The organism is Streptomyces monomycini (assembly GCF_022271435.1).
Classification (GTDB): domain Bacteria; phylum Actinomycetota; class Actinomycetes; order Streptomycetales; family Streptomycetaceae; genus Streptomyces; species Streptomyces monomycini.
Window position 1 is genome coordinate 26,499 of the sequence record NZ_JAFIQY010000029.1, and the last position, 21,805, is coordinate 48,303.

22 protein-coding genes and 1 pseudogene are annotated in these 21,805 nt (G+C 70.6%); 8 read left to right on the forward strand and 15 right to left on the reverse strand.

The window, feature by feature from the left end:
- Positions 1 to 147: 147 nt before the first annotated feature.
- The 5 genes from JXZ78_RS27130 (at position 148) to JXZ78_RS27145 (ending at position 4,108) form a co-directional block, all read left to right on the forward strand.
- A complete protein-coding gene (locus JXZ78_RS27130; protein WP_063726088.1) occupies positions 148 to 480 on the forward strand; it encodes a chemotaxis protein CheB in 333 nt (110 codons plus the stop codon).
- 38 nt (positions 481 to 518) lie between these two features.
- Positions 519 to 908 carry a chemotaxis protein CheB gene (locus tag JXZ78_RS41160; protein WP_372498450.1) on the forward strand — a complete coding sequence of 130 codons (390 nt, stop codon included), beginning with the start codon at positions 519 to 521 and terminating at the stop codon, positions 906 to 908.
- A gap of 378 nt (positions 909 to 1,286) precedes the next feature.
- Positions 1,287 to 2,042, forward strand: coding sequence for a GAF and ANTAR domain-containing protein (locus JXZ78_RS27135; protein WP_030020193.1), 756 nt, complete (start codon positions 1,287 to 1,289; stop codon positions 2,040 to 2,042).
- A 78-nt stretch (positions 2,043 to 2,120) separates the two neighbouring features.
- Positions 2,121 to 2,846, forward strand: a complete 726-nt coding sequence (locus JXZ78_RS27140; RefSeq protein ID WP_050502486.1) for a GAF domain-containing protein — start codon at positions 2,121 to 2,123, stop codon at positions 2,844 to 2,846.
- 419 nt (positions 2,847 to 3,265) lie between these two features.
- Positions 3,266 to 4,108 (forward strand): hypothetical protein, encoded by an 843-nt coding sequence (locus JXZ78_RS27145; RefSeq protein WP_238783404.1) that lies wholly within the window; start codon positions 3,266 to 3,268, stop codon positions 4,106 to 4,108.
- 250 nt (positions 4,109 to 4,358) lie between these two features.
- Here the strand turns inward: JXZ78_RS27145 and JXZ78_RS27150 are convergent, their stop codons facing one another.
- The 13 genes and pseudogenes from JXZ78_RS27150 to JXZ78_RS27205 form a co-directional block, all read right to left on the reverse strand.
- The gene (locus tag JXZ78_RS27150; RefSeq protein ID WP_238783405.1) at positions 4,359 to 5,012 is read right to left on the reverse strand and encodes a hypothetical protein; all 654 of its coding nucleotides are present in this window, start codon (positions 5,010 to 5,012) and stop codon (positions 4,359 to 4,361) included.
- Between the two features lie 44 nt (positions 5,013 to 5,056).
- Positions 5,057 to 5,335, reverse strand: coding sequence for a DUF6211 family protein (locus JXZ78_RS27155; protein WP_030020197.1), 279 nt, complete (start codon positions 5,333 to 5,335; stop codon positions 5,057 to 5,059).
- Positions 5,336 to 5,534: 199 nt separating this feature from the next.
- Positions 5,535 to 6,139 (reverse strand): annotated as a pseudogene (locus JXZ78_RS41165) (DUF6349 family protein).
- Positions 6,136 to 6,795: a DUF6181 family protein gene (locus JXZ78_RS27160; RefSeq protein ID WP_030020198.1), complete on the reverse strand. Its 660-nt coding sequence runs from the start codon at positions 6,793 to 6,795 to the stop codon at positions 6,136 to 6,138. The pseudogene JXZ78_RS41165 and the gene JXZ78_RS27160 overlap by 4 nt, the downstream one beginning before the upstream one ends.
- A 61-nt stretch (positions 6,796 to 6,856) precedes the next feature.
- The gene (locus tag JXZ78_RS27165) at positions 6,857 to 7,510 is read right to left on the reverse strand and encodes a hypothetical protein (RefSeq protein WP_030020199.1); all 654 of its coding nucleotides are present in this window, start codon (positions 7,508 to 7,510) and stop codon (positions 6,857 to 6,859) included.
- Positions 7,511 to 7,582: 72 nt separating this feature from the next.
- Complete coding sequence (locus tag JXZ78_RS27170; protein WP_030020200.1) at positions 7,583 to 8,626, reverse strand: dihydrolipoyllysine-residue succinyltransferase component of 2-oxoglutarate dehydrogenase complex; 1,044 nt, start codon at positions 8,624 to 8,626, stop codon at positions 7,583 to 7,585.
- Positions 8,627 to 8,957: 331 nt separating this feature from the next.
- Positions 8,958 to 9,230, reverse strand: coding sequence for a hypothetical protein (locus JXZ78_RS27175; protein WP_030020201.1), 273 nt, complete (start codon positions 9,228 to 9,230; stop codon positions 8,958 to 8,960).
- A 441-nt stretch (positions 9,231 to 9,671) separates the two neighbouring features.
- A complete protein-coding gene (locus JXZ78_RS27180; RefSeq protein ID WP_078624267.1) occupies positions 9,672 to 9,911 on the reverse strand; it encodes a hypothetical protein in 240 nt (79 codons plus the stop codon).
- A gap of 473 nt (positions 9,912 to 10,384) precedes the next feature.
- Positions 10,385 to 10,888, reverse strand: a complete 504-nt coding sequence (locus JXZ78_RS27185) for a hypothetical protein (protein ID WP_030020203.1) — start codon at positions 10,886 to 10,888, stop codon at positions 10,385 to 10,387.
- 73 nt (positions 10,889 to 10,961) lie between these two features.
- Complete coding sequence (locus tag JXZ78_RS27190) at positions 10,962 to 12,179, reverse strand: hypothetical protein (RefSeq protein WP_030020204.1); 1,218 nt, start codon at positions 12,177 to 12,179, stop codon at positions 10,962 to 10,964.
- 132 nt (positions 12,180 to 12,311) lie between these two features.
- Positions 12,312 to 12,734, reverse strand: coding sequence for a hypothetical protein (locus JXZ78_RS27195; protein ID WP_030020205.1), 423 nt, complete (start codon positions 12,732 to 12,734; stop codon positions 12,312 to 12,314).
- A gap of 61 nt (positions 12,735 to 12,795) precedes the next feature.
- Entirely contained in the window at positions 12,796 to 14,526 is a 1,731-nt protein-coding gene (locus tag JXZ78_RS27200; RefSeq protein ID WP_030020206.1) for a ParB/RepB/Spo0J family partition protein, read from the reverse strand.
- A gap of 265 nt (positions 14,527 to 14,791) precedes the next feature.
- A complete protein-coding gene (locus tag JXZ78_RS27205) occupies positions 14,792 to 15,532 on the reverse strand; it encodes a DUF2786 domain-containing protein (RefSeq protein WP_157851582.1) in 741 nt (246 codons plus the stop codon).
- Between the two features lie 718 nt (positions 15,533 to 16,250).
- On the opposite strand from JXZ78_RS27205, the gene JXZ78_RS27210 reads away from it, so the two are divergent.
- Complete coding sequence (locus JXZ78_RS27210; RefSeq protein WP_238783406.1) at positions 16,251 to 17,513, forward strand: MFS transporter; 1,263 nt, start codon at positions 16,251 to 16,253, stop codon at positions 17,511 to 17,513.
- A gap of 5 nt (positions 17,514 to 17,518) precedes the next feature.
- On the opposite strand, the gene JXZ78_RS27215 is transcribed toward JXZ78_RS27210, so the two are convergent.
- Both JXZ78_RS27215 and JXZ78_RS27220 read right to left on the reverse strand, forming a co-directional pair.
- Entirely contained in the window at positions 17,519 to 18,226 is a 708-nt protein-coding gene (locus tag JXZ78_RS27215) for a class I SAM-dependent methyltransferase (RefSeq protein WP_050502487.1), read from the reverse strand.
- Between the two features lie 77 nt (positions 18,227 to 18,303).
- The gene (locus JXZ78_RS27220; RefSeq protein WP_030020210.1) at positions 18,304 to 19,059 is read right to left on the reverse strand and encodes a hypothetical protein; all 756 of its coding nucleotides are present in this window, start codon (positions 19,057 to 19,059) and stop codon (positions 18,304 to 18,306) included.
- Between the two features lie 268 nt (positions 19,060 to 19,327).
- On the opposite strand from JXZ78_RS27220, the gene JXZ78_RS27225 reads away from it, so the two are divergent.
- Positions 19,328 to 20,680, forward strand: coding sequence for an NsdA family TPR-like regulatory protein (locus JXZ78_RS27225; RefSeq protein WP_030020211.1), 1,353 nt, complete (start codon positions 19,328 to 19,330; stop codon positions 20,678 to 20,680).
- Between the two features lie 275 nt (positions 20,681 to 20,955).
- Positions 20,956 to 21,402 carry a hypothetical protein gene (locus JXZ78_RS27230; RefSeq protein ID WP_030020212.1) on the forward strand — a complete coding sequence of 149 codons (447 nt, stop codon included), beginning with the start codon at positions 20,956 to 20,958 and terminating at the stop codon, positions 21,400 to 21,402.
- Positions 21,403 to 21,805 lie beyond the last annotated feature (403 nt).

The window sequence follows — 21,805 nt, forward strand, 5'->3', positions numbered from 1 at the left end:
GCCCCCGTCCGCACCGTGATCGCGCCGGTGGAGGTGTCCGCGGATGCCTGTTGAGCGTACGCCGGTCCGGTGGCGCAAAGCGGACTTCGGCCGTTTGTATTTCCTGACAGCCCCGATGACCTGAGCACGACGGACCGTCTCACCGCAGTGCTGGCCCTGCTGGAGCTGTTCGGCTCCTTCACGGCGGGGCCTCCGGTGCCGGTCCTGGTGGTGCAGCACCTGTCCCGGCATCACCGCACGGTGCTCGACAGGGTCCTGGAACGCCGCACGCGGGTGCCGGTCACCCTGGCCGAGGACGGCGAGCGGACTGCCGCCGGGCGGGTCTACCTGGCGCCGCCGGACCGGCACCTGCTCATCGGCGCGGACGGCACGCTGCACCTGGAAGAGAGCCCGCCGGTGAACCGCGTACGGCCCGCTGCGGATCGCCTGTTCGCCTCCGTGGCCGCCTCCTACGGGGAACGGGTGGGTCCTTCGGGCTGAGCGGTACCGGCCGCGACGGCGCGCAGGGTGCCCGCGCCGTGAAGGCCCGCAGCGGAACGGTGGTCGTCCAGGATCGGCGCACCGCCGATTTCCCCGATATGCCGCAGGCCGCTGTGGATGCCGGAGTGGTGGACCACGCCCTGCCTCCGGACGCCATCGAAAGGTTGAGCCGCGCCTTCGCCGACCACGTCCCGCCCCGCCTGACATGCCACCCCGCCCGACCCCAAGACCCGGTTCCGTCCGACCGGTGGTGGCCGCGCGGGCGAAGGCGAGGTACGGCGCTGAAGTCGCCGCAGAGTCCGCGGTCGTGGTCGACAGAGCAGCGCCGCCTTGGAATAGTCGGGGTATGGCGGTGGAGGCTGTACGGCAGCGGGCGCAGCAGACTCGGGAACGGGCGGCCGAGTTACGAAGAACGGTCCGATTCTTGATCGAGGAGAACCGGCGGCTGCTGGACGAGCACTGCCGGCTCATGCGGATCCAGCGAGCGGCCCTGCGCCGACGCACGGAAGCCTGATCGCGGCACACACCCCGGCGGCTCGCCGGGGTGTGTATGACGTGCCGTCCGCGCCGACGCACGGGGACAGCGCCAGACGGAAAAGTCCGGCGACGGTGGCCGCCGGGCAGTGCGCTCCGCGACGGCTCCGGCGTGCGTGCGCATCGCTGCCGAAAGCTGTACCCAGGGATTGGCGACGGCCCGTGCCGGTGCCAGGCTGCAGGTACGGCCCCGCACCGGGCCGTCGCCGGACCCTGACCCCGCCCGGCGCAACCACGCCATTTCCCCGAATGAAGGATCGGGAGGGAATCTCATGCCCGCCGAGCAAGAGCGGGTCTCCCGTGAAGAGGAGATCACTTCCGTGTTCGTCGAACTCGCCGACACCCTGGTCGCCGAATTCGACGTGATGGACTTCCTGCACACCCTGACCGAACGCACCACCCGCCTGCTGCCGGTGGACGCGGCCGGGGTCATCCTGCTGAACACCCAGGGCCGCATGGTCGACGCCACCGCCTCCGACGAACACACCCGGCGCCTGGAGCTGGCGCAGATCGAATGGCAGGAGGGCCCCTGCCGCGACTGCATCCACACCGGTGCCCCCGTCCCCGACACCCCTCTCGACACCCACCAGGCCGAAGAGCACTGGCCCCGCTTCACCGACTGGGCTGTCGAACGCGGCTTCGTCGCGGCCGCCGCGGTGCCCCTGCGGCTGCGCGAGAGCGCCATCGGCGCACTCAACCTCTTCCGCACCCGCCCCCGCCCCCTGGCCGAGGCGGACCTGCGCCTGGCCCAGGCTCTGGCCGACGCCGCGACCATCGGCATCCTGCAATACCGCGCCATCCGCGACCAGACCCTCATCAACGAACAGCTCGAAGGCGCCCTGGGCACCCGCGTGGTCATCGAACAGGCCAAAGGCATGCTCGCCGAACGCCTCGACCTGACCCCCGACGAAGCCTTTATCCGCCTGCGCGCCCGTGCCCGCCACCACCAGATCCTGCTGACCGACCTCTCCCACCAGGTCATCACTGGCGAGGCCGAGCCCGAACAGTTCACCGCACCTCCCGCATAGAAGTCCGCCCGCTGCCCGGGCACGGTCAGCACCGGCTGACGTCCGCCCTCCCACGACCACACCGGAACGGCCAGGCAGATGCCCTCACCGCGCGATCCCCCGACCAGCCCGCTGATGACCGCCCTCCTGGACACCCTGGGCAGCCCTCCGGGCCTGGGCCTGCTGCCCGCCGACCGCTGCGCCCAGGCACTCGGCCTGACCTGCGTGACCATCTCCGCCCGCGCCGGCGGGCACGCCCCCGAACTCATCTGGCACTCGCCCGGCGACCGCCTCGGCACAGCCCTGGAGGACTTGCAGTACACCCTCGGAGAGGGCCCCACCCTGGACTGCCTACGCCACGGCCGGGCCATCTACGGACCCGACCTGGACCGCCTGCCAGAGACCCGCTGGCCCGCCTTCCTGCCCGAGGCCCTGGAGGCCGGGGTCCGCGCGCTGTTCGCCTTCCCGCTGGCCATCGGGGCCGTCCGGCTCGGCGCCTTCACCGGCTACCGCACCCGCCCCGGCCCCCTCACCCTCCAGCAACAGCTCGACACCGGCGCCTTCACCGACACCGCCACCTTCCTACTGCTGGCCCTGCTGCCCGGCGCCGACGGCCGCCGCGATCCGACCACCGACCTCGCCACCCTGCACCGCGCCGAGATCCACCAAGCCTCCGGCATGCTCGCCGTGCGCCTCCACCTCCCCCTCGACCAGGCCCTGCTCCTGCTGCGCTCCCACGCCTACACCACCGGACGCCCCGTCCTCGACCTCGCCCGCGACATCATCGACCACCGCAACCCACCCGGCCTAACGGGCACCACATGACACACCCGGCAGCAGGCTGGCGGCGCCAGCAAGCCGAAGATGCAAGGTCAGGCTGGGCAGATCCGGATGTCACCAGACAATGCGTTCCTTCACTGCCCAGTCAGCGCAGACTCACGGATGCAGCGATTGGGAAGGAACGGACAGCTCCTCTCGTATCGAGCTGTGACTTTGGCAAAATGCGCTTCCTGAATAGGACTGTTACCTGGCTGCTCGTCTGGGCCTCGGGCCGGCTGGCGATAGCGGTCACCCGAAGCCTTATGGGAGAAGGCAGCGAGGAGCCAAGCACCACGGGGAGCACGATGAACCGGTCAAACCAGCGCGTTATCGCTCTCGATCCGGCTGCGGCCACGCGACGGGGAGCGAAGTGGATACGCGGTCACTCCACGACCTGGCAGGCTGCCTGGGCGTGCGCCCTGATCGTGGCCACCATCACGTTCCAGTTCACCGTGGTGCTCACAGGGACGACCGGCCTCGTGCTGCTCACCTTCAGCCTCGGGTTCGGCGTCGTCGCTAGCATCGCGGCCTCTTGGCTACTGCGGCCGATGATCGAGGAGCTACCTCGGAAGTCCCAACAACGGATAACCGCCGCACCGCTGGTTGCCTACGTCGCCCTTACCGCCGTGTTCGTGCTCTCCGTGGCGTTGTTGCTGGCCCCGTCCGACCGCGTCATGGCGACGATGCTGCTATTCCTCGTGTGGGGATACCACTCCCTGTATGGCTCCGGCGTCGAGCCTTCGAGCTGGGCGTATGAGCGGCTCCGCGGGCGGCTGCGGCGCGCCGCACCCCTGCGGGTCGCGGTCCATGCGTGCGGCCTCGTCGGTGTTCTCCTGCTGTTGCAGCACGCCCGGACGAACAGCCCGTACAGCACGGTATTCGTCGGGGTCATGGCCACCGTGACGTTGGGTGTTCTCGGCGCCTCGTTGAAGGTGTTCGTCCGCGTGCGCCGCCTGTGCGCCGCCCTTGACCAGCACGCCCACAAGCTGATCCTGGAGTTGGAGAAATTCCGCGCCGCACCGGAGGAGAAGCAACCAGTCGAGGAGGCATGGGGCAACCTCCGCCGCACGCTTTCGCACAAGATCGACACGGGCCTCAGCATCTCCGGTGTCTTCGTTCTGCCTGCGGCAACGATCACGGAGTTGCACCACCTGGTCTACCGTGCGATCCGCGCAGCTGGAGCGGACGACCGTGTGCACCGGCAGGTCATCGCACGGCTGCGGATGCTTCGTATCGCGTGCGTCGGTCGGACGGACACCCTGGCCTGAGACGGGCAGCCGTACGCCACGAGAACGCCCCGCACCCTAGTGAGCTAGGGTGCGGGGCGTTCCGCTGCCTTTCAGTTCTCGATGGGCCACTCCCCGAACGGCACGGGGGACTTCCCATCCGCCTGCCGCACGGCTTCCTCCGTACCGCATGGGGTACAGATGGAGACCTCGCGGGCGGTAGTCAACCGGGAACGTGCCGGCCGGTCGCCGAGCGGGCCGCCGCAGCGTGGACAGCGTGCTTCGGACATGGTCAGTCCTCGGGGTGTTCGCGGGCGGACTTGAGGATCAGGTTCCAGACGGGACGCGAGTACGTCCGCTCCGTCTTCCCCTGAAGCTGCGTGATCAGCTCGGCGTTCGTCGCCCCGGGGTTCTCCTTCAAAGCCTGTCGAGCGAGGGTCAGCCGTTCGTCTCCCTGGTACGGGTACGCCAGCCCGCGGCGGCCCTTCGGGCGCCCGCCAGCGTGCCCGCGCCCCTTACGGTCCGCGACGTACCGCCACAGCTCCCACCGCTTCCACTTGGGCCGCTGGCGTCCGCTGGGCAGGAGGTCGTAGCTGGACGGCGCCGGCCAGCCCTCGGGCGGGTTCTTCACGTTGTGGGAAACGGTGCTGGTGTCGGCGTAGCCGCAGATGCGGGCGGCCCCGGCCGGGCCGACTTCTTCTTCCGGGTCGCCAGCGAGGTCCGGAGGGTTCTTGGTGACGGCGGCGGCGCGCTGTCGCTGGTGTTCCTGGTACCAGAGGCTCCAATCGGCGTCGTCCCAGTGCATGACGCCGCCGATGATCTCGGCGTCAGGGTGACCGTTGTTCTCCCGGTCGCTCCAGAGGTTTTGCAGAGTCGATTCGCTGAGCTGGTGTACCTCCTGGAGGTCGGCGCGCGAATAGAGCGTGCGGCCGTTGTCGCTGTGCAAGACGTTCTCCTGTCCGGGCTCGGAGTCGGCAGGGGCCGGCGGTGTCATGAGCTGGCCTCAGGGTCGTGGGCTGGTGCCCAGGTGCGGGTGCCTTCGGGGGTGATCCGGGTGAGGGTGGCGATGTCGGCCGGGATGAGGGCGGCGGCCCAGTCGTCTCGGTCCGGATGGCCGTCCGGGCGGTTGAGTACGAGGTGTTCCCCGCGGGGCGGGACGTCGTCGACGATGACGAAGAGGTCGTCCGGTCCGGCGCCGATGCTGTTACCCGCCTTGAGGTGGGCGAGGTCGCCGGGCTGGGGACGAGCGGCGTCGTGGTCGCTTAGCATGGAGGGGTTCTTTCTGGTGAGAGAACACGACGGCCGGCGCCTTGTTGCCCTTGTGCGCTGGCCGTCACTCATGTTTGGAGGCCCGGCCACCAAGCGGGCCGGGGTGGCGGCCGGAGGTTGCCCGCTCCGGCCGCGACGAGGAAATTAAACCACCTTCTTCCGGGGCTGGCGGGGCCACTGCGTTCCGGGCCGTGGCCGTTCAGAAGAGCGTCTTCTGTTCCGCGGGGGCGGCCGTTGCCTGCTGGTCTTCCTGGTGCACGCGCAGCTCGTACCGAGGACGCCTCTTGTACGGCGGGTCGTGTGGCTCCTTGCGGTAGCGGACCCGGACCAACAGCGGCGCGCCAGCACCGATCCAGCCGGGTGGTAGCGAACGGCGATGTGACGCCAGAGGCGATCACTGCGGGCCAGCGCCCACTCCCCCTGGGCCTGGGCAACAGCCGGGAGGGCTCGCCAGCCGGGGAACGCGTGATCGTGGGCGTCCTCGATCGCGGTGTTGTCGCCGTCACCGTACCCGTGACCACGGTGGACAGGGCCCTCCCAGCCGCAGGCGAGGCATCCGCCCCGGAACTCCTGCTCGTCCCGGCAGCCGGGCCGGCTGCGGGTGAGCAGGGTCGGTGTGTGATGTGCGGGCGGGTCGGGCTCGTGCCCGAGGTCGCAGTACGCGCCACCGGGGTGTCCGGGCTGAAGGTGCCACGTCTGCGCGGCGCTCTGCTTCGCGAGGGCGCGCGTCCGTGCGTTGCGCACCCGCCAGTAGTACGTCTGTCGCGCCCGTGCGCCGGTCGGCTCGGTGAGCGGCGCGGTCACGGTGCCTCGATCCGGGCGGCGGCGAGGACATCGCGGAGAGAATCAGCGAGGACGGCTTGTTCGTCGGGGGCATCGACAAACCGCGGCCCGTACGCGCGGCGGATGGCGCGGCGGGCGTCCTGGTGGCGGTCGCAGCCGGGGGAGTACGGCGACCGGTCGAGCACGTCGTAGCCGTGCTGGGTGAGCACGTCGGCGATGAGCGATCGGACCTGTACGGGGTTGAGGGCGTGCAGGTCGGTCTCCACCGGGGCGGCGAGGAGTACGCGGATCAGCTCGGAAGCACTGAGGCGGGGGTGGAGGGGAACGCTGATCCGGTGGACGCCGTCCCGGCTGGGGGTGGCGGCGCCTCGGCGGTTCGGCGTCCTGGTGGTGCTGTGGGATTCCTTCGTCTCATTCATGGTGCTGGCCTTCGAAGACTCGATGTGCAGAGGGAGCGGTTGAGGGGATAGAAGGCCCTGTGCGCCGTGATCTTGGTCAGCGCGGACGGCGGCGGCACGGAAGGCGCGGGCTGTGTCAGCGGCGGTGCGGCCGGGCTCGGCACTCCACCGGTCGATGACCTCGCGGCACAGGGCTTCGATGTGGTGGGCGGCCCATTCGAGGATGGCGGCCGGGGTGTCCGCCATGACGACGCTTTCGGGACTGTAGCGGGGCGGCATGGTGATTCCGTTCAGGGAACCGGGGGGCGGCGGCTCGGCGCCGCCCCCCCCGGGGGTCGGGCTACCGCTGGTAGGCGGTGATCAGTTCGCGGACCTTGTCCTTGCCGATACACCCGCCCTCGTGGCGGTGCGCGCTCGGCGGGGCGCCGTTGCGCCCGCGCAGGTGGCTCCAGAACTTCGGGCCCTCCCACGGGCACAGCTCGCAGGAGAGGTACCAGTGGTTGTCGGAGCCCGGAAATCCGGTGTGGACCGCCCGCCAGTGGTGTACGGCGAGCCCAGCGAACGCGATCAACGCGCTCTTGATGTTGCGATCGGTCACGGGCATCCGCGGGTGCAGCAGAGGCACCGGCCCGCAGAGCGGCTGGGGCGCCTCGGCACGTACCTGGTCCAGGGGGACGGCGCCGATCCGTCCGGCGGCGTACTGCTGCGCGAGGTGGGCGGCGGCCATCTCGGTGCCCGGCGTCCCCTTCGGTGGGCGGCGGAGGTTGCGTTCGCCCGCAGTGGTGAGGACGAACCAGTCCCGGTGCCACCTGTACGTGCGGCCGATGACCTGGTCTTCGCCAATGATCACGGGGTATCGGCACTGGATGTCGGGGGCGCCGACGCGGGATGTCGGGACGGTGGTGGTGCCCTCGGTGGCGGGGAGGATGAGCCCGCCCGTTTCGGTCTCGGGGACGGTGACGGTCGCGGGTCGTTCGAGGAGTTGGGTGGTCATGGTGGTGCCTTGTTCTGGTGAGAGAGGGGCCCGCCCCGGCACGCTCGGCCGCCGAGGCGGGCGGGGGCGTGGTTACGCGGCCTCGGCGGGGGCCTGCGCGGCGGCGGTCCATTCACGGCGCGGGGTGACGCCCAGGTCCGAAACGACCGGGTCGAGACTCCCGTTGTCGGGCACCCATTCCCAGTCGACGCCTTCGACGCCGGGCCGGTCGGTCCAGGTGAGCATGTAGGACCGGCCGGAGGTGCGGGGGTCGCCGCACACGGCCTGCGCCTTGCGGCGGGTCATCGCCCACAAGGCGCGCTTGCGGGAGCTCCGGGAGTTCTTCGAGGTGATCAGCACCAGCGCCATGCCTTCCTGCCAGTTCGCACCTGCGGCGGGGGCCTCCACGGGGGTCGGCTTCTCCGTCGGTACCGGCTCCTCGGCCGGCATGGGCTGCTCGGCCTGCTCCTGCTGTTCGGACGCCTCGGCCTGGGGCGGCTGCATCTCGTCGGCGTTCTTGCGCCCGGAAACGTCGTCGTAGGGGGCGGTCCAGGTCCAGCCGTCGTGCCGGTTGCCGGTGGCGCGGACGATGCGCTTGCCGGTGCCGTTGTGGATGTGCGGGACCGTCACCGACTTCGCGTTGACGCGCAGGACCTCGTACCAGGTGCCCCGGTAGAGAACGAAGTCTCCGCGCGTGAAGTCCGCCCTGGACCAGACCTTGAAGCCCCTGGCTTCGGCGTCCTTGATGACCGCCTCCCAGTGCTCGATCTCTTCGGTCAGCTCCTGATGCTCGATCTCCAGCTCCGGATCCGACGGGTTGCGGGAGAAGAACCCCTTGGCGGACCCGCCGCGCTGCCACTTCTCGACCGCGCGGAGGTCGGCGTTGTCGATGGTCAGCGTGACCTCGAAGCCCGCGTTTCGGAGTCGCTGCGCGAGGAGTTCAAGCGAGGGGGTGTAGGTGGCGTGGTCGCGGCTGTGCGGGAGGTACCAGCAGTCAAGGTTCCTGCTCCAGCGGAAGGGCTGGCGCCGGGTGCGGCCGTACTCGCGGAGTCGCAGGATTTCGGCCGATCCGTCCCCCCGGCTGGTCCCCTCGATCAGGGTTCCTTCTCGGCGGGTGTGGGTGATCGCAATAGTCACTGAACTGGTCTTTTCTGGTGAGAGTTTGTGGTCCGGCCGCAAGGCGGACCGTGCGTTGGCAGCGGCGCTGCACCACCGGCGCGGGCCGTGAGGGACGAGCGGCTCGCGGGTCGTCGCGCCTGCGCGGCGACAGGGGCTGCCGCGCCCCCGCGGGGCGCGTCCGCTGCGGTCCGGTGCCCGTTGGTGGCCGGCGGAGCCGCCTGCGGCGGAGGCGGCCAGCAGCGGTGAACGCACCGGACTTTTGCTGCGCCGCCCCGCAGGGGTGTCCGTTTCCCTTTCGGGCCGCCTGCCGTCCGGAGGTGTTGCCCTCCTCCGGACGGCGGGGCGGTCGTCAGGTGTTGCGGGGCCGGTGGCGCATGATGACGCCGATGCCGTGGTCGGCGAGCTGCTGACCGACGGTCTGTACGCGGCGGGCCTGCTGGCTGCTGTCGCCGTTGTGAGGCAGGACGAAAGCGCGCTCGGCCGGGTCGTACCTGAAGTCGTTGCCGTGAAGAGCCTCGGCCGATTCGTGGCTGTCGGACGTCGCGGCGATCACGCCGTCCCCGTACCAGGTCATCACGACGGTTTCAGGGTGCGGCTCGGGGGTGATGGGGCAGGTGTCCATGGTCGTTCCTGTCTGGTGAGAGGGCCGCCGGGCCGGTCGGCCCGGCGGGGGTGTCGGTCGGGGTGTTGCCCTCCCCTTCCGACATCATTAATTAAACCATGTTATCGGGGTTGGGTCAACCCGGGTACGTCCTCTGACCTGCTCTTTTTCTGTGCCACCGGCCCGCGCCCGCCCTGCCGGGACCGGCCACAACGGGCCTGGGCGGGGTTCCCTCCTCGGTCGGACAGCTCCGCCGTACCAGGGTTCCGGGCGCGGTGTCCTGGCTCGCGCAGCGACCGCGCAGCGGCCCGGCCTGGACGCCGTGACCGGGTTCCTGGTACGCCCCTTGGGGTGTCCGGCCGAGGAGGGAACCCCGCCTTCACCCGCACCACAACGACGCGCCACCCAACCAACGAGCCCCCACCCCCTCCGAGAGAGGACCCGCCGGAGGCACAAAATCTGTCATTCCAGGAATCCGCCGGCGTCATGGCGGTTGGCGAGCGCTCGTCGGGCCAGATCGGACAGTTCCAGCGACTGGCCGGCGCCAAGCCAGCCCTTACGCACGAGGCTCTGGACCTGCGCCCGGACTTCGTCGCCCAGCTCCACCAAGAGGTCCTCCTCGGTCGGGGTATCACCGGCGCGAAGACGTTCATCGATGCGGAGGACAAGAGCTTCTTCCTCCGCCGTGATGTTGAAGTCCATAGGGCGACGGTAAGAGGGAGCACGTGGCTGAGCACTTCCAGGGAACCGCACGGCGTACGCCTGCGGAGGTCCCTGAACCCCGTGCCGGCTGGACGGGGCTCCTGCTGCCGCCCCAAGGTGTGAACGTTCCATGCTCCGCCGCCGACGATGCCCTCGTCGCAGTGCGCGTCGGTGCGGTCGCCCGCCATGCTGGGCCCCCGACGGCGACGGTAGGCATCGCGCGGAGCGCGACGAGTGGCGCTGCCGCGTCCGTAGGACGCGCCCTTGGGCCGGCGTCCGGGCGGAGCGGGAAGGCCCGCCCGCGGCTTGGACGCTCCGGCCGGCTGCGAGCCGGGCCGCACTGAGCCGTCCCGTCGGGACGCCCTTTGTGGCACTGCGGGAATGCCGGCTCCGGCCGAACCGGAGGCGGCGGGCGGAGCGTGGTGCGGGCGGCTCGATGCCGCCTGCACCACGGCCCCGCGACCGGCCGAGGGTCAGTCCTGCCCGGTGCCCTCGGTGACGCACCGGTGGCTCTGTACGACGGCGAGCATACGTTGGCAGTACCACTCAGGGCCGGTGATCTTGGCTGTGGCCCCACACGAGCAGGAATATGCGACGGTCAGGCCGGGCCGGAACAGGTCTCCCAGTTTCCCGGCGAAGCGGGTGAAGGCGCACTTCCGACCGCCCCCTTCGTGGCGGTGACCGCCTTCCGCGCCCGTGGCTCGGACTGCGTGGTGATTGGCGTGCTCCATGACGGCGGCGGCCACAGCGGTGGTGTCAGCGTCGGCGTCGGCGGTTTCCGACAGGTAGAGCGTCTGCGGCCCGGTCACCGTCGGCTCGTGGAGGCGGGCCCACCATCCGAATCCGCCTTGCTCGCTGAGCCACACGGTGCAGCCGCATCCGTCAAGGCGTGCGGTGATCGCGCCGGTCCCGGCCTCGGCCTTCACCTCGTGGCCTGCGGCCGTGAGTATCCGGGTGAGTTCCTGTGTGGGGGTCATCTGTACTTCCTGTTGCTGCTGGCGGGGTTCGGGGGCCGGGGCGGTGCGCTGACCGCCCCGGCCGGTAGGGAGATCAGGCGGCGGCAAGCTCGCGTTCGGTGACCTTGCACCGCTGGAGCACGGTCTGTGCCGTCTGGCCGTAGGTGCTGTGTTCCTTGACCGTGCCGGTCACCTGGACCTCGTCGCCCCGGCCTGGGACCTGGGCGGAGCTGCTGAACCAGACGTAGACGTTGCCCTCGGGGTCCTGGAACTTGATCAGGTGGCGGCGCTGTGTGTGGTAGCCGTACGTCCGGCTTTCCAGCTCGACCACGGCGGTCACGGCCGCGATGAAGCTGATGCGCTCCCCTACTTCTCCTTTGGGCTGCGAGTTGCGGGCCGCCGCCTCGTTGGCGGCCTGCTCCTGGTCGCGGTGCCACCCCGCGATGGCGGAGACCAGGGTGGCAAGGTGGCGCGGGTCGACGGTCTCGGCCTTGGCCAGTTGGCCCACCTTGTGGCGGTAGTCCGAAGGGCTGCCGTACCCCTGCACCGCCCACTCCCGGACGGCGGCGGCGGTCCGGGCCGCCTCGGCGTCGGCGTCGATGGCCGCGCGCCACTCCATGGGCGCCTTACGGTCGAAGAAGTACGACTCGATCAAGTCGGCGGTCGGCACGCTGTGCTTCCACTGCTCGGACCGGCTGTAGAAGCGGCCCTCCTGGGCCACGACGGCGGCCGTCACCCGCAGGACCTCTGCCACCGGAAGACGGAGGTCACCGGGAAGGCTGCCGGGCTCGTCCCAGTCGGCATCCTTGAACGTTCCGAAGCGCCACAGCGCCTCAATCCCCTTGATCGGGAGCCCGGTGTACGGCTCCACGCAGGTTGTACCGAGCTGGCGCATCTCGCCGCTCTCGTGGCGGGCCAAGTAGGTGGCGGTGCGGTGCCGGGCGATCTCGCAGCCGTGGCAGACGTTCGCCACGGCCCGGTACTCGCGCACGGCGGCGGCCTCCTGCTCGGGCAGTCCGGGGAAGAGGCTGACGATCGTCTCTCCCTCCTCGTCGTGGTCCAGGCGGGCCACGACGGTCCAGCCGTGGTGGCGGGGGACCTCGCCGAAGATCGTGACCTCGACCGTGGGGCGCTGCCCGATCAGGCGGCCGTCGAAGGGGTCGCGGTACTCGGCCAGGAACGGTACGGAGATGTCGAGCGAGTAGGCGGTGAGCTGGTGGACGGCGGCGCGGGTGTTGGTCGCCTCGACGAGCTGGCGGACGCGGTTCGCCGCCGTGGCGGGGACGGAAAAACGCATGGCTGCGCTGCGCATTGCGGGTGCTCCTGCTGGTGAGAGGTGATGAACACCCGGCCGGGCGGGTTGCCCTCCGCGCACGGCCGGGGTGGTCGGGCCGACTGCGGCCCGGTGTTGGAGGGGGTTGCCCTCCCCCTCCAACACCATTAATTAAACCATGTTTAGTGGTGCGGGGCAAACGCCCCGCCCCGGAATCTCCAGTGCCGCGCGGTCTCGCAGGAAGGCCGCGAACAGCGCGGCCGTGTAGCTGTCGGCGGTGCCGTAGGTGCGGCGGCAGTCCAGAGCCCCGATGCGCTGGCCTCGGTGGTGGACGGGGAAGGGCTGGCCAGGGGCGGGGATGCCCAGGGCGTACAGCCCGCGCGGGGTCTCCACGCGCAGCATGACGGCGGCGGTCTCGTGGTCGTACGCGGCGGACCACCGGGCGGGGCCGATGCCGAACTCGGCCAGCCCGCCCGCGATCGCGCGGGCCTGCATTGTGTCGGCCGTGGTGCCGGGGTCGGGCTCGGCGGGGGCGGGGACACAGCCGCAGCCGTGTTCGTCTGCGGGGGTCTCGAACGGTGCTGTGCGGGTCACTGAAGGCTCCTGGGTGCCGGGGCGGGCGGCAAGCTCCGCCCCGGCGTCGTACGGCTGAGGGTTACGCGGCGGCTTCGTCAGCGGTGGGCTCGGGCTCGGCGGCTTGGTCGCTGCTGGCGGGGAGTGCGGCGCGCTTCGGCCTGTTCGGGTCGTACGGCTCGTCGTCCGCGACGGACCGCTCGATGGGAGTCAGCGAGTACCCGAGCGCTTCGAGGACCTTGAACCATTGCCCGGTGGCCCTGCGGATGTCGTTGAACCGCATCTCGTCCGTCCGCCATGCGTACCGGCTCGCGCTCCTCTCGCGCACCGCCGCGATGGCGGCGAACTGGAGCTGCACGGAACGGCGGGGGTCCTTGGAGACGTGATCGGTGAACGTGCTCCGGTCCTTGGCCTGGTCGGTGGTGAGGCCGAGCAGCGTGGCCAGGGTCTTCGTCGTCGCGTCGCTGTTGAGGTCGCCACCGACCCCCCAAGTTCCGTCAATCAAGGCACTGTTGATGTGGCCGACCAGGTCGTTGGCTGTGCTCTTGGGCAGGCTGCGGCGCTTCACCAGGTCCGCGACCCACTGGCGGCGCCTGCCCTCTGCGGCGTCCCATTCGATGTTGCCCTTCTTGACGGCGGCGCGGGCGGCCTTCTCGGCTTCCTTGTCGGCGCTGGCCTGTGCGCCTCCGGTGCCGCCGCCGGGGGCGGCATGGCCGTACAGGACCGGTGAGGTGCAGTACGGCTTGTACTTCTCGTCGTCGGCCCCTTCCAGCACCCACACCTGTCCCTTGCACTCCGCGTGGTTCTCGGAGCTGATGCGCTCGCCGTCCGTGGTCCTCAGCCTCCATACCGGGGTGGCCCGTTCGGACAGCTCTGCCGCCTCCCGGATGCGCTGCCCGGCCTGCTCCAGCTCAGCCCGGTGCGCCTCGGCCTTCCGCCGCTTGTCCCGCTTGGTCCGCTCGATGGCTATCGCCCAGTCGACGTCGTCGGCGTCGGCGCCCCTCCTGGCAGCGGCCCCGGTGATAGCGGCGAGGGCTTCGGCGTCGTCGGCGAACTCTGCCAGCGCGCCCAGGTGATCAAACGTCCACTCATAGTCGGCGGCGTCGGCGACGGCGGCGTTCAGCGCCTTGTTGGACCTGACGCGGACGACGGCCTTCACGTCCTTCTGACGGACTCCGGAAGCCTTCGCGATCCGGCCGACCTGCGCGCCTGCCTCTGCGGCGCTGAACATGGCGGCGGTCATCTCCGACTTATTGAGACCCTTGCGGTGCTGGGCGGTCGTGATCATGTCGAGGAACTGGTCCGCCGCGTCGCGGTCCTCGTCGTCCCACTCGTACGGGAGGTGAGTAAGAGCCGCCTCCTTGCTCCCGAAGTAGCGGCGGTTGCCGTCGTTGACCTGGAGCACTCCCCCATCCAGTCGCTGGATTTTGACCGGGATGCGGCACCCTTCGGCGCGGAGGGACTCCACGAATGCCGGGTTGATATCGAGATCTTCGCGGGCGTTCTTGGGGTGCGGGGTGAGCTGGTCGATCCTGATGACCGGGCGGGGCGTGAACGGTACGGTCTCCAGCCCTGCGGCGACGGCGGCGGCCAGCCGCAGGAACCCGTCGATCACCTGGGGCACGTCGCCGTGGGTGCGAACGATGTAGAGCGGCTCCTGTACGCCGTTGGCCGTGATGTCGGCGAGGAGGACATCGGGGACCTGGACATCGCCCCGGACATTGCCGGGGTGGGCGAGGAGGTCAGCGATCGAAGCGGTCTCCCACTGGGCAGGGGTGGCCTCGACGCCGGCTTGGGTGATGGCAGCGCTCATTGCACTCGGTCTTTCTGGTGAGAGGGACCGCCGGGCCGGTCGGCCCGGCGGTGGGAGTGTCGGTCGGGGGTTGCCCTCCCCTTCCGACACCATTAATTAAACCATGTTCCGGGGTTCGACTCAACTGACCACTGCGTGATCGCAGTCACTCCGGCGGAGTGCGGGGGTGGCGGGCGGCTGTCGAGCAGGCACGATCATGCTCCTGGGGTAAGTCGTGGGCGGGGTGGCCGGGGGCGGCGGATGGCCGCCCCCGACCTCGGTGCAGCTACGCGGCTATGGACCCGGCCGCGGTGCGACCGATCCGCCTACCGCCGATGTCGGCGCGGCTCCCTGCGGCCCATCCGGCTCCGTACCCGTTGCCGGTGATGGTGGTGGTGCCGCCCTTACGAGACCGGGGGTATGCCTGCTGGTAGTTGCGCGAAACGACGGCCTTGCGGTCCGCGAGAACGAGGGCCGCGCTGCGGCCGGTAGCAGTCGTCTCACCCCTGGCCGCTTCGCGTGCGCCGCGCTCGGCCTCCTCGATGCGGTCGCCCACCCGGTTGATGAAGCCGAGGAGCCAGGACCGACGCCAGGCGCGCGCACCCTGCCCCGGCGGGACCGACTGAGCCGCCAGTCCGCTGTTCATCTGGAGAAGAAGGGAGGTGTAGAGCAATTCCACGCGCTGAAGATCGCTCGCGTACCCGAAGATGTGCACTCGGCGGGACGGGCCGCTGCCGTCCCGGCCAAGGTGGATGAGCTGGCAACCGAGGGCGAGCGCGATGCGGTTGATGAGCCGAACTCGCTCCATCGCCCATGGGTTGTCCAGAACGATCTGACGGTCAGTCGGTGCATCGCTGGCCGGGTTGGAGTCGTTGAGCATCGCCTGCTCGACGCCGTACTTCGCCATCATTTCGAACGCCCGCTTCCGGGCCAACTCCGCTTCCGACTCCGGCGTGCGGGGGTCTTCCGCCTTGGCGAGCAGAGCACGGATGGTTTCGAGCTTCGCGGGGGCCTTCGTGGTACTCACGTTCATTCTCCTGGTGAGAGAGGTGGTCGGCGGCCGGTCGGCCTACCGGTGCCGGTCGGGGGTTGCCCTCCCCTTCCGGCACCATTAATTAAACCACGTTTAATGGTGTGAGACAAGCTCTGACCTGGGGGTTTGCGCGGCGCAACTGCCCTTGGGTCCGGCCTCGGCCACGACGGGCCGGTGGCGGGGTTCCCTCCTCGGTCGGACGGCGCTGCTCCGTGTGCCGTGTCGCAGGGGTGCGGTGTGGAGCGCCCGGAAGCCTCCGGCTTTCTGAGGTACGAGGAAAGGTGGAGGACCCGGACGAACGACTCCGTACCCCTGTGGCGCGGTGCGCTTTGCTGGGACGGCCGACCGAGGAGGGAACCCCGCTCCCTCACAGCAACCACGACGGCGCGGCAGCCGAACGACGTGCCCTTCCCCCCTCCGAGAGAGGACCCGCCGGAGGCACAAGGGCTTAACCGTTCAGCACCACTTACTGGCCAGTTCAGAATGAACCTCAGCGTCGGCGCCCTGCCGCGTTACACGCCGGCGGCGAGGGGCTAACAGGCCGCAGCTGCGCGGCAGTCCTTCGTCCAGTTTCTGGGTCGCTTTGTGGAGCAGGCCGGCGGCCAGCACCGTCATGTCGCCTTCCAGCACGTGACTGCGGCAGTTAATGCCTTGGAGGGAGGAGCGGCCGAACACGCTTCTTGATGTTTGCCGGGCCTCTACAGTCGCGCGGGTGAGTTACCTGAGCCTGTTGCGGCAGCGTCCGGTCCTGGTGCTGTGGCTCGCCGAGACGTTGTCCGTCTTCGGCGACCGCTTCTTCACCCTCGCGCTGGCGTGGACGGCCTGGCAGCGCTCCGGCGCGGTCGCCATGGGGCTGGTGGTGGTGGTCGAGTCGGTGCCGCACCTGCTGATCGGCGCCTTCGGCCGGAAGCTGATCGCACGGTTCGCCGCGTTCCGCGCGCTGGCCGCGGTGGAGGCCGTGCAGGTGGTCATCGTGGGCGCGATGCCCTGGCTGTGGCCTTCGCTCGGCCTGGCCGGCGTGCTGGTGGTCATCGTGTTGGTCGGGATCTGCGACGCACTGACCGGTCCGAGCCTTGCGGCGCTGGTGCCGGGCATGGTGAAGAAGGAGCAGGTACGGCAGGTGACGGGCCTGATGGACGTATCCAACCGGCTCACCTGGTTCCTCGGCCCCGGATCGGCCGCGGTGCTGCTGGCCTTCCTGCCCGCCGAGCAGCTGTTCCTTATCGACGCCGCCACCTTCGCCGTTTCCGCCATCGCATTCGCCTGGCTCGGCCGTACGGCCGCACCGCTCTCGCCGACGGCACCGTCCCGCGAGGAAAAGGCCGGGCCTGCCGACACACCGGAGGCTCCCCGGGCGCTGGCGGTCCTGCGGGCCCACCCGCGGATCGGATGCGCGCTCGTGGTGAGCGGCGTCGGGGAGTTCTGCTCCACCGTGCTGACCATCGGCATTCCGATCTGGTTGACCAGCCAGCTGCACGCGGGGGCTGGTGCGTACGCGGTGGTGCTATCCGCGATGGGGATCGGTGCGGTGGTCGGGAACCTGCTGACCGGGAACGTGGCCCTCGTGGCTCTGCCGGGCCGGTTCCCGGCGGCGTACTGCCTGGTGTGGGTGGGGCGCGGGCTGCTGCTGGCTGCGTTCGCGCTGAGCAGCAGCCTGGTGGAGGTGGCGGCGCTCGCCGCAGCGGCGAGCGCTCTGGTGCCGCTGGCCTCGATCAGCCTGAGTGCGGAGATCGGCTCGCTGCCGGGGCCGCAGCGGCTGCGGGTGTTCACCGCCGATTCCGTCAAGCTGCACGTGGCGAGCATAAGCAGCATGCTGGTGCTGCCCGCGCTGCTGGAGCGCGCACCGAAGGCGTCCTTCGCGGGGGCGGGAGCAGCCACCGCCTGCGCCGGTGCGGTGGCCTGGCTGGCGGCCCGGGCCCTGGCCCGGCGGCCGGCCCTCGTGGAAGAGGCCGGCTCGGAGCTCGCCCGGAGATGACCGGCTCAACCGGTGCGGCGGGCACGGATGACCAGGGTGCGGTACGGGCTGCCCTCGGGGCCTTCAACGGGCAGCACCTCGGTGTCGGCGAAGCCGTTTCCGTCAAGGAGACGGCACCAGGTGACGGCGTCGTAGGCGTAGTGGACGACCGGCAGCCGGGCGCCGTCGGCGAGGGTGAGGTTGTCCACCCGGCGGCCGGGCAGCTCACGGGGGCGAGGGGCGTTGACCGAGAAGGCGAGGAGCCCACCGGGGCGCAGCCGGTTCGCGGTGACGGGCAGGAGCTGGGCGGGGTCTGCGTACCAGAGGGCGCCGTAGATGGAGAAGCACACGTCTAGGTGGGGCAGCCCGGCCAGCACCTGAGCGGCGTCGCCCACCCGCCAAGCCAGGGCGGGCAGGTGGCCGAAGAGGGCGCGGGCGGTGTCGATGCGCTGTGCGGCGACATCGACCCCGATGGCGAGGCGGGCCCCGTGGGCGGCGGCGTAGGCGGTGTGCTCGCCGGTGCCGCAGCCCAGCTCCGCCACTCGCAGCCCGGTGAGGTCACCGAGGAAGCCGTTTCTCGGCCCCCGTCCGGGCCAGCAGGTCCACTCGATCCGCTCGGGCACCTGGCCGGGCTCGGTGCCCTCGGGGGCGCCCTGGGCGGCGATGTGGTTCCAGGCGCGGGCGTTGACGCTCGCGTCGACCAGGGCTGTGTCGTGCGGCATCTCGTGCGTCATCCGTTCCCTTTCTGCCGGTCCGGCAGCGCGGTGCGGGAGCCGGGCCGTGGCCCGGCTCCCGCACGGTGGGCCGTGTGTCACCGGTGTCCCATGGCCGCGACCTGGTCCATCCAGTCGTGGCGGAGGGAGTCCAGTTCGCGGTGGAAGCCCGCCAGATCGGTGCCGTAGGCGAGCACGCAGCCGCCGGCCATGTCGGCGGACGCCTGGCAGCCGTGGACGAGCCGGCCGCCGAGGGCGGTGTGGGCGAGTACCGATTCGCGGCGCCGGGCCTCGTTGAACCAGCCCCCGTGGTACAGCTCGTCGACTCGTCGGCCCTCGGCCTCGTCGAAGCCGAACACGACGCTGGTGGCAACGGGGAAGAACCAGCACGGGCCGACGTTGGACAGGTGTCCGTCGAGCTCCACGCGGTTCAGAGCCATGATCGTGGTCGCCTCGCGCAGGGCCTTCAGCTCCCGCTCGGTGACGTCCAGGCCCCCGACGCCGACGTATTCGTCGCGGAAGAGGTACGCGGCGACCTGGTGGCCGGTCTCCAAGACCTTCGCCGGGTCGTCGGTGCCCCGGCCGTGTGCCCGGACGAACTCAAGGGCCCGCTGTTCGACGGCCTGTTCGCTGGTCTCTGCCGTGTCCAGCAGTTCGGCGCGGACCAGGTCCCAGTCCGCTAGGACCCAGGTGGGGTTCTCGTAGCGGAAGAAGTACTGCCCGGGGGCCACGGTGACGGTGTGTCCCTCGACGGTGATGCCGTCGATGCGGCTCCATTCGGGGGTGAACGCCTCCGGGAGGTCGACGGAGAACGGTTTGCTCTCGGTGGTGCGCGGTGTGGTCGCGGTCGTCATGACGGCGCCTCCAGCGGATTCGGGGATGGAGCACCGAGCGGGGAGGCAGGGGCTCCAGGGCCGCCGGTCCGCGCACCGAGGATGCAGGCTCCGCCGCGGACCGGCTTGCCCCCAGAGCAGCGCCGCAGCCGGGGCGAGGGAAGACGGTGGGAGTTGCTGCGGGGTGCCGCCGGGTTGCCGACCGTTGCCTTCCGCACGGCTGCCGTGTTCCCGGCCGGCGGGTGTGGCAGCACACTGGGGCCAGCCCCGGCCGGGAGGTGGTGCACCCATGGTCCCCGTGCTCGAACACCATCCGCTCCATGCGCTGCTCGCCCGCGAGCACACCACCGCTGCGGCATACCTCAAGCGGCTCGCCGACCGTCACCGGGCGCTCGGGTACGGACAGATGGCCCACCGCAAGGAGAAGTTCTCCCGCTGGATCGCGGGCACCGAGCCCGAACTGACCGCCCAGCTCGCCATGGCCGACCTGCACGGCATCGACCCCGAGCAGGTCCACCGCCGCGGCTGGCCCGCCTGGCTCCTGCTCGCCCTCCATGACACCGCTCGCATCTGGGAGTTGCCGTGGACGGTGGCGGGTACCGTGGAAGCACTGGAGGACGCAGGAGGAGGTCCGGTGGACCGACGCGGCTTCGTCATCACATCGCTGGGCACACTCGCCGCCACCGGCGCCCACTGGGCCGCCACCACCCCGGCCGCCGTCGGCGCCACCCGTGGCCGGCGTATCGGCCAAGGAGCCGCCGACCTCTTCGAGACCCGCCTTAAGACCCTGCGTCACCTGGACGACGCGGTCGGCTCCAGCCACGCCTACGACGCCGCCCTCGCTGAACTGCGCCTGATCACGGGCGTTCTCAAAGAGAACGCCTACAGCGAATCCACCGGCCGCCGCCTCTACGCGGCAGCCGCCGAGACAAGCCGGCTGCTGGGGTGGTGCGCCTACGACAGCGGGCGCCTGGCGGACGCCGAGAAACGCTTCGCCACCTCCCTGCGCGCCGCCGCGACCGGCCAGGACGCCACGCTCGGCGCGAGCGCCCTGGCCTTCTGGGCCAACCTCCGCTACAGCGCGGGCGACCCCTACGGCGCCCTCGGCCTCGTCGAGCGAGCCCTGGACAATCGGCACAAGATCGCTTCCGGGCGGGTGCTCGCCATGCTCCACGCCCGGCAGGCTCGCGCCCACTCCAAGGCAGGGGAGGCGAAAGCCGCCTACCGCGCGGTCGACGCAGCGTTCGCCGCCTACGACCGAGCCGGGCCCGCCGCGCACGATGCGCCCTCGATGTACTGGATGACCCACGGCGAGGCCCATGAAGTCGCCGCTTCGTGCGCCCTGACCTTGGGCGAGCCGGCCCGCGCGCTGGAGCATTTCGAGGCTGCCCTGCGGCACGAGGATCCCTACGACACCCGCACCGAGGCCCGCGGCGCCGGCATCTACCTCGCCCGCCAGGCCGAAGCCCACCTCGCGCTCGGCGACCTGGACGCCGCCGTGGACGTCGCCGGACGGGCCATCGAGCAACTGGGCGGGGCCGACTCCGCACGCGGCACGAGCACCCTGGCCGACCTGCGCGAACGGTTCACCGCCCACCGCACCGCCCGCCCCGTCGCCGAATTCCTCGACCTCACTGCATAGCAGGCAGCCAACGGCACTTCTGCCGTGACGGGAATAGCAACGTGAGGGCCCGCGGCCGAAATTCCCGGCCAGGGGCCTGCTTGGCCTCCTGGTCCGTCAAGGTGACGTTCCCCGGGCCTGCGCTGTCATGCCGACTGGTCTCGGGCACCGAACAGCGGCTGCTGCCACGGTGGAGAACTTTGTCGGTCCCTGCCTACCGTGCGCGCGATGAGCAGGTATTCCGGCCCGCGGCGCGACACGGTCGCCCCTGCGGGACGGCCCACGGAGGGATTGTGATGAGCGCAGAAGACGAAGCTCCGGTCAGCCCGGCTGAGCTGAGGAAGCGCGTTCGGGCGGCGGAAGCACTCCAGGCGAAGACCCGGGAGCTGGCTGCGGCCGACGTGCTGGTGAAGCGGGACGCGGCGAAGAAGGCGGCGCAGGTGAAGGAGACCGCCGATCGGGAGGCACGTGAGGCGGTGGCCGCCGCGCTGCGCCTGTTCGATGACCCGGGCCTGGTCTCCTCGCTGCTGAGCATCCCGATGGATGACCTGGAGAAGGACGCGAAGCCTGTTACCGCCGCGCGGGCCAAGGAGGTCATCGAAGCGCTCCGGACACGAGCGGAGCGTCCGCGGACCCGGCGCCGACGGGCGCCCCGCCAGGAAGCGCCGTCCCAGCCGACCGCTGCGGCGTCGGCTCCCGCACCCGCCGGCACGCCGGACAATGTTCCCGTCCATGCCCTTTGAGCCGCCCCGCGATGCCGGGCTGTTCCCACTGGCTGAGGTGACCGGGCCCGGCTCCGCGTCCTCGGAGAGCGGGCCTGAACAGCTCTCGCTGCTCGGGGAACCGGTGCCGGTGCGTATCGCGGCTTTGACGTGGGCGGAGTGGCTGGCCGACGAGCGGGTTCGTGCCCGGTACTGGAGCAAGGTCTACCGGCCGTCGGCGGAGTCGGCGTGCTGGTTCTTCTTCGGCGGCATCTCGGATACGGGCCACGCGAGCTTCCGAGCAGCGTCCCTGCCAGGCCGGACCCGGCGAGGAACGATTCCGGGGCACCTGTACGGCTACCAGCTGGCGTACGGTGTCATCCCGCGGCTGGGCTGGGGCGTCGACAGCCCCACCGTCTGTCACACCTGCGACAACCACTCCTGC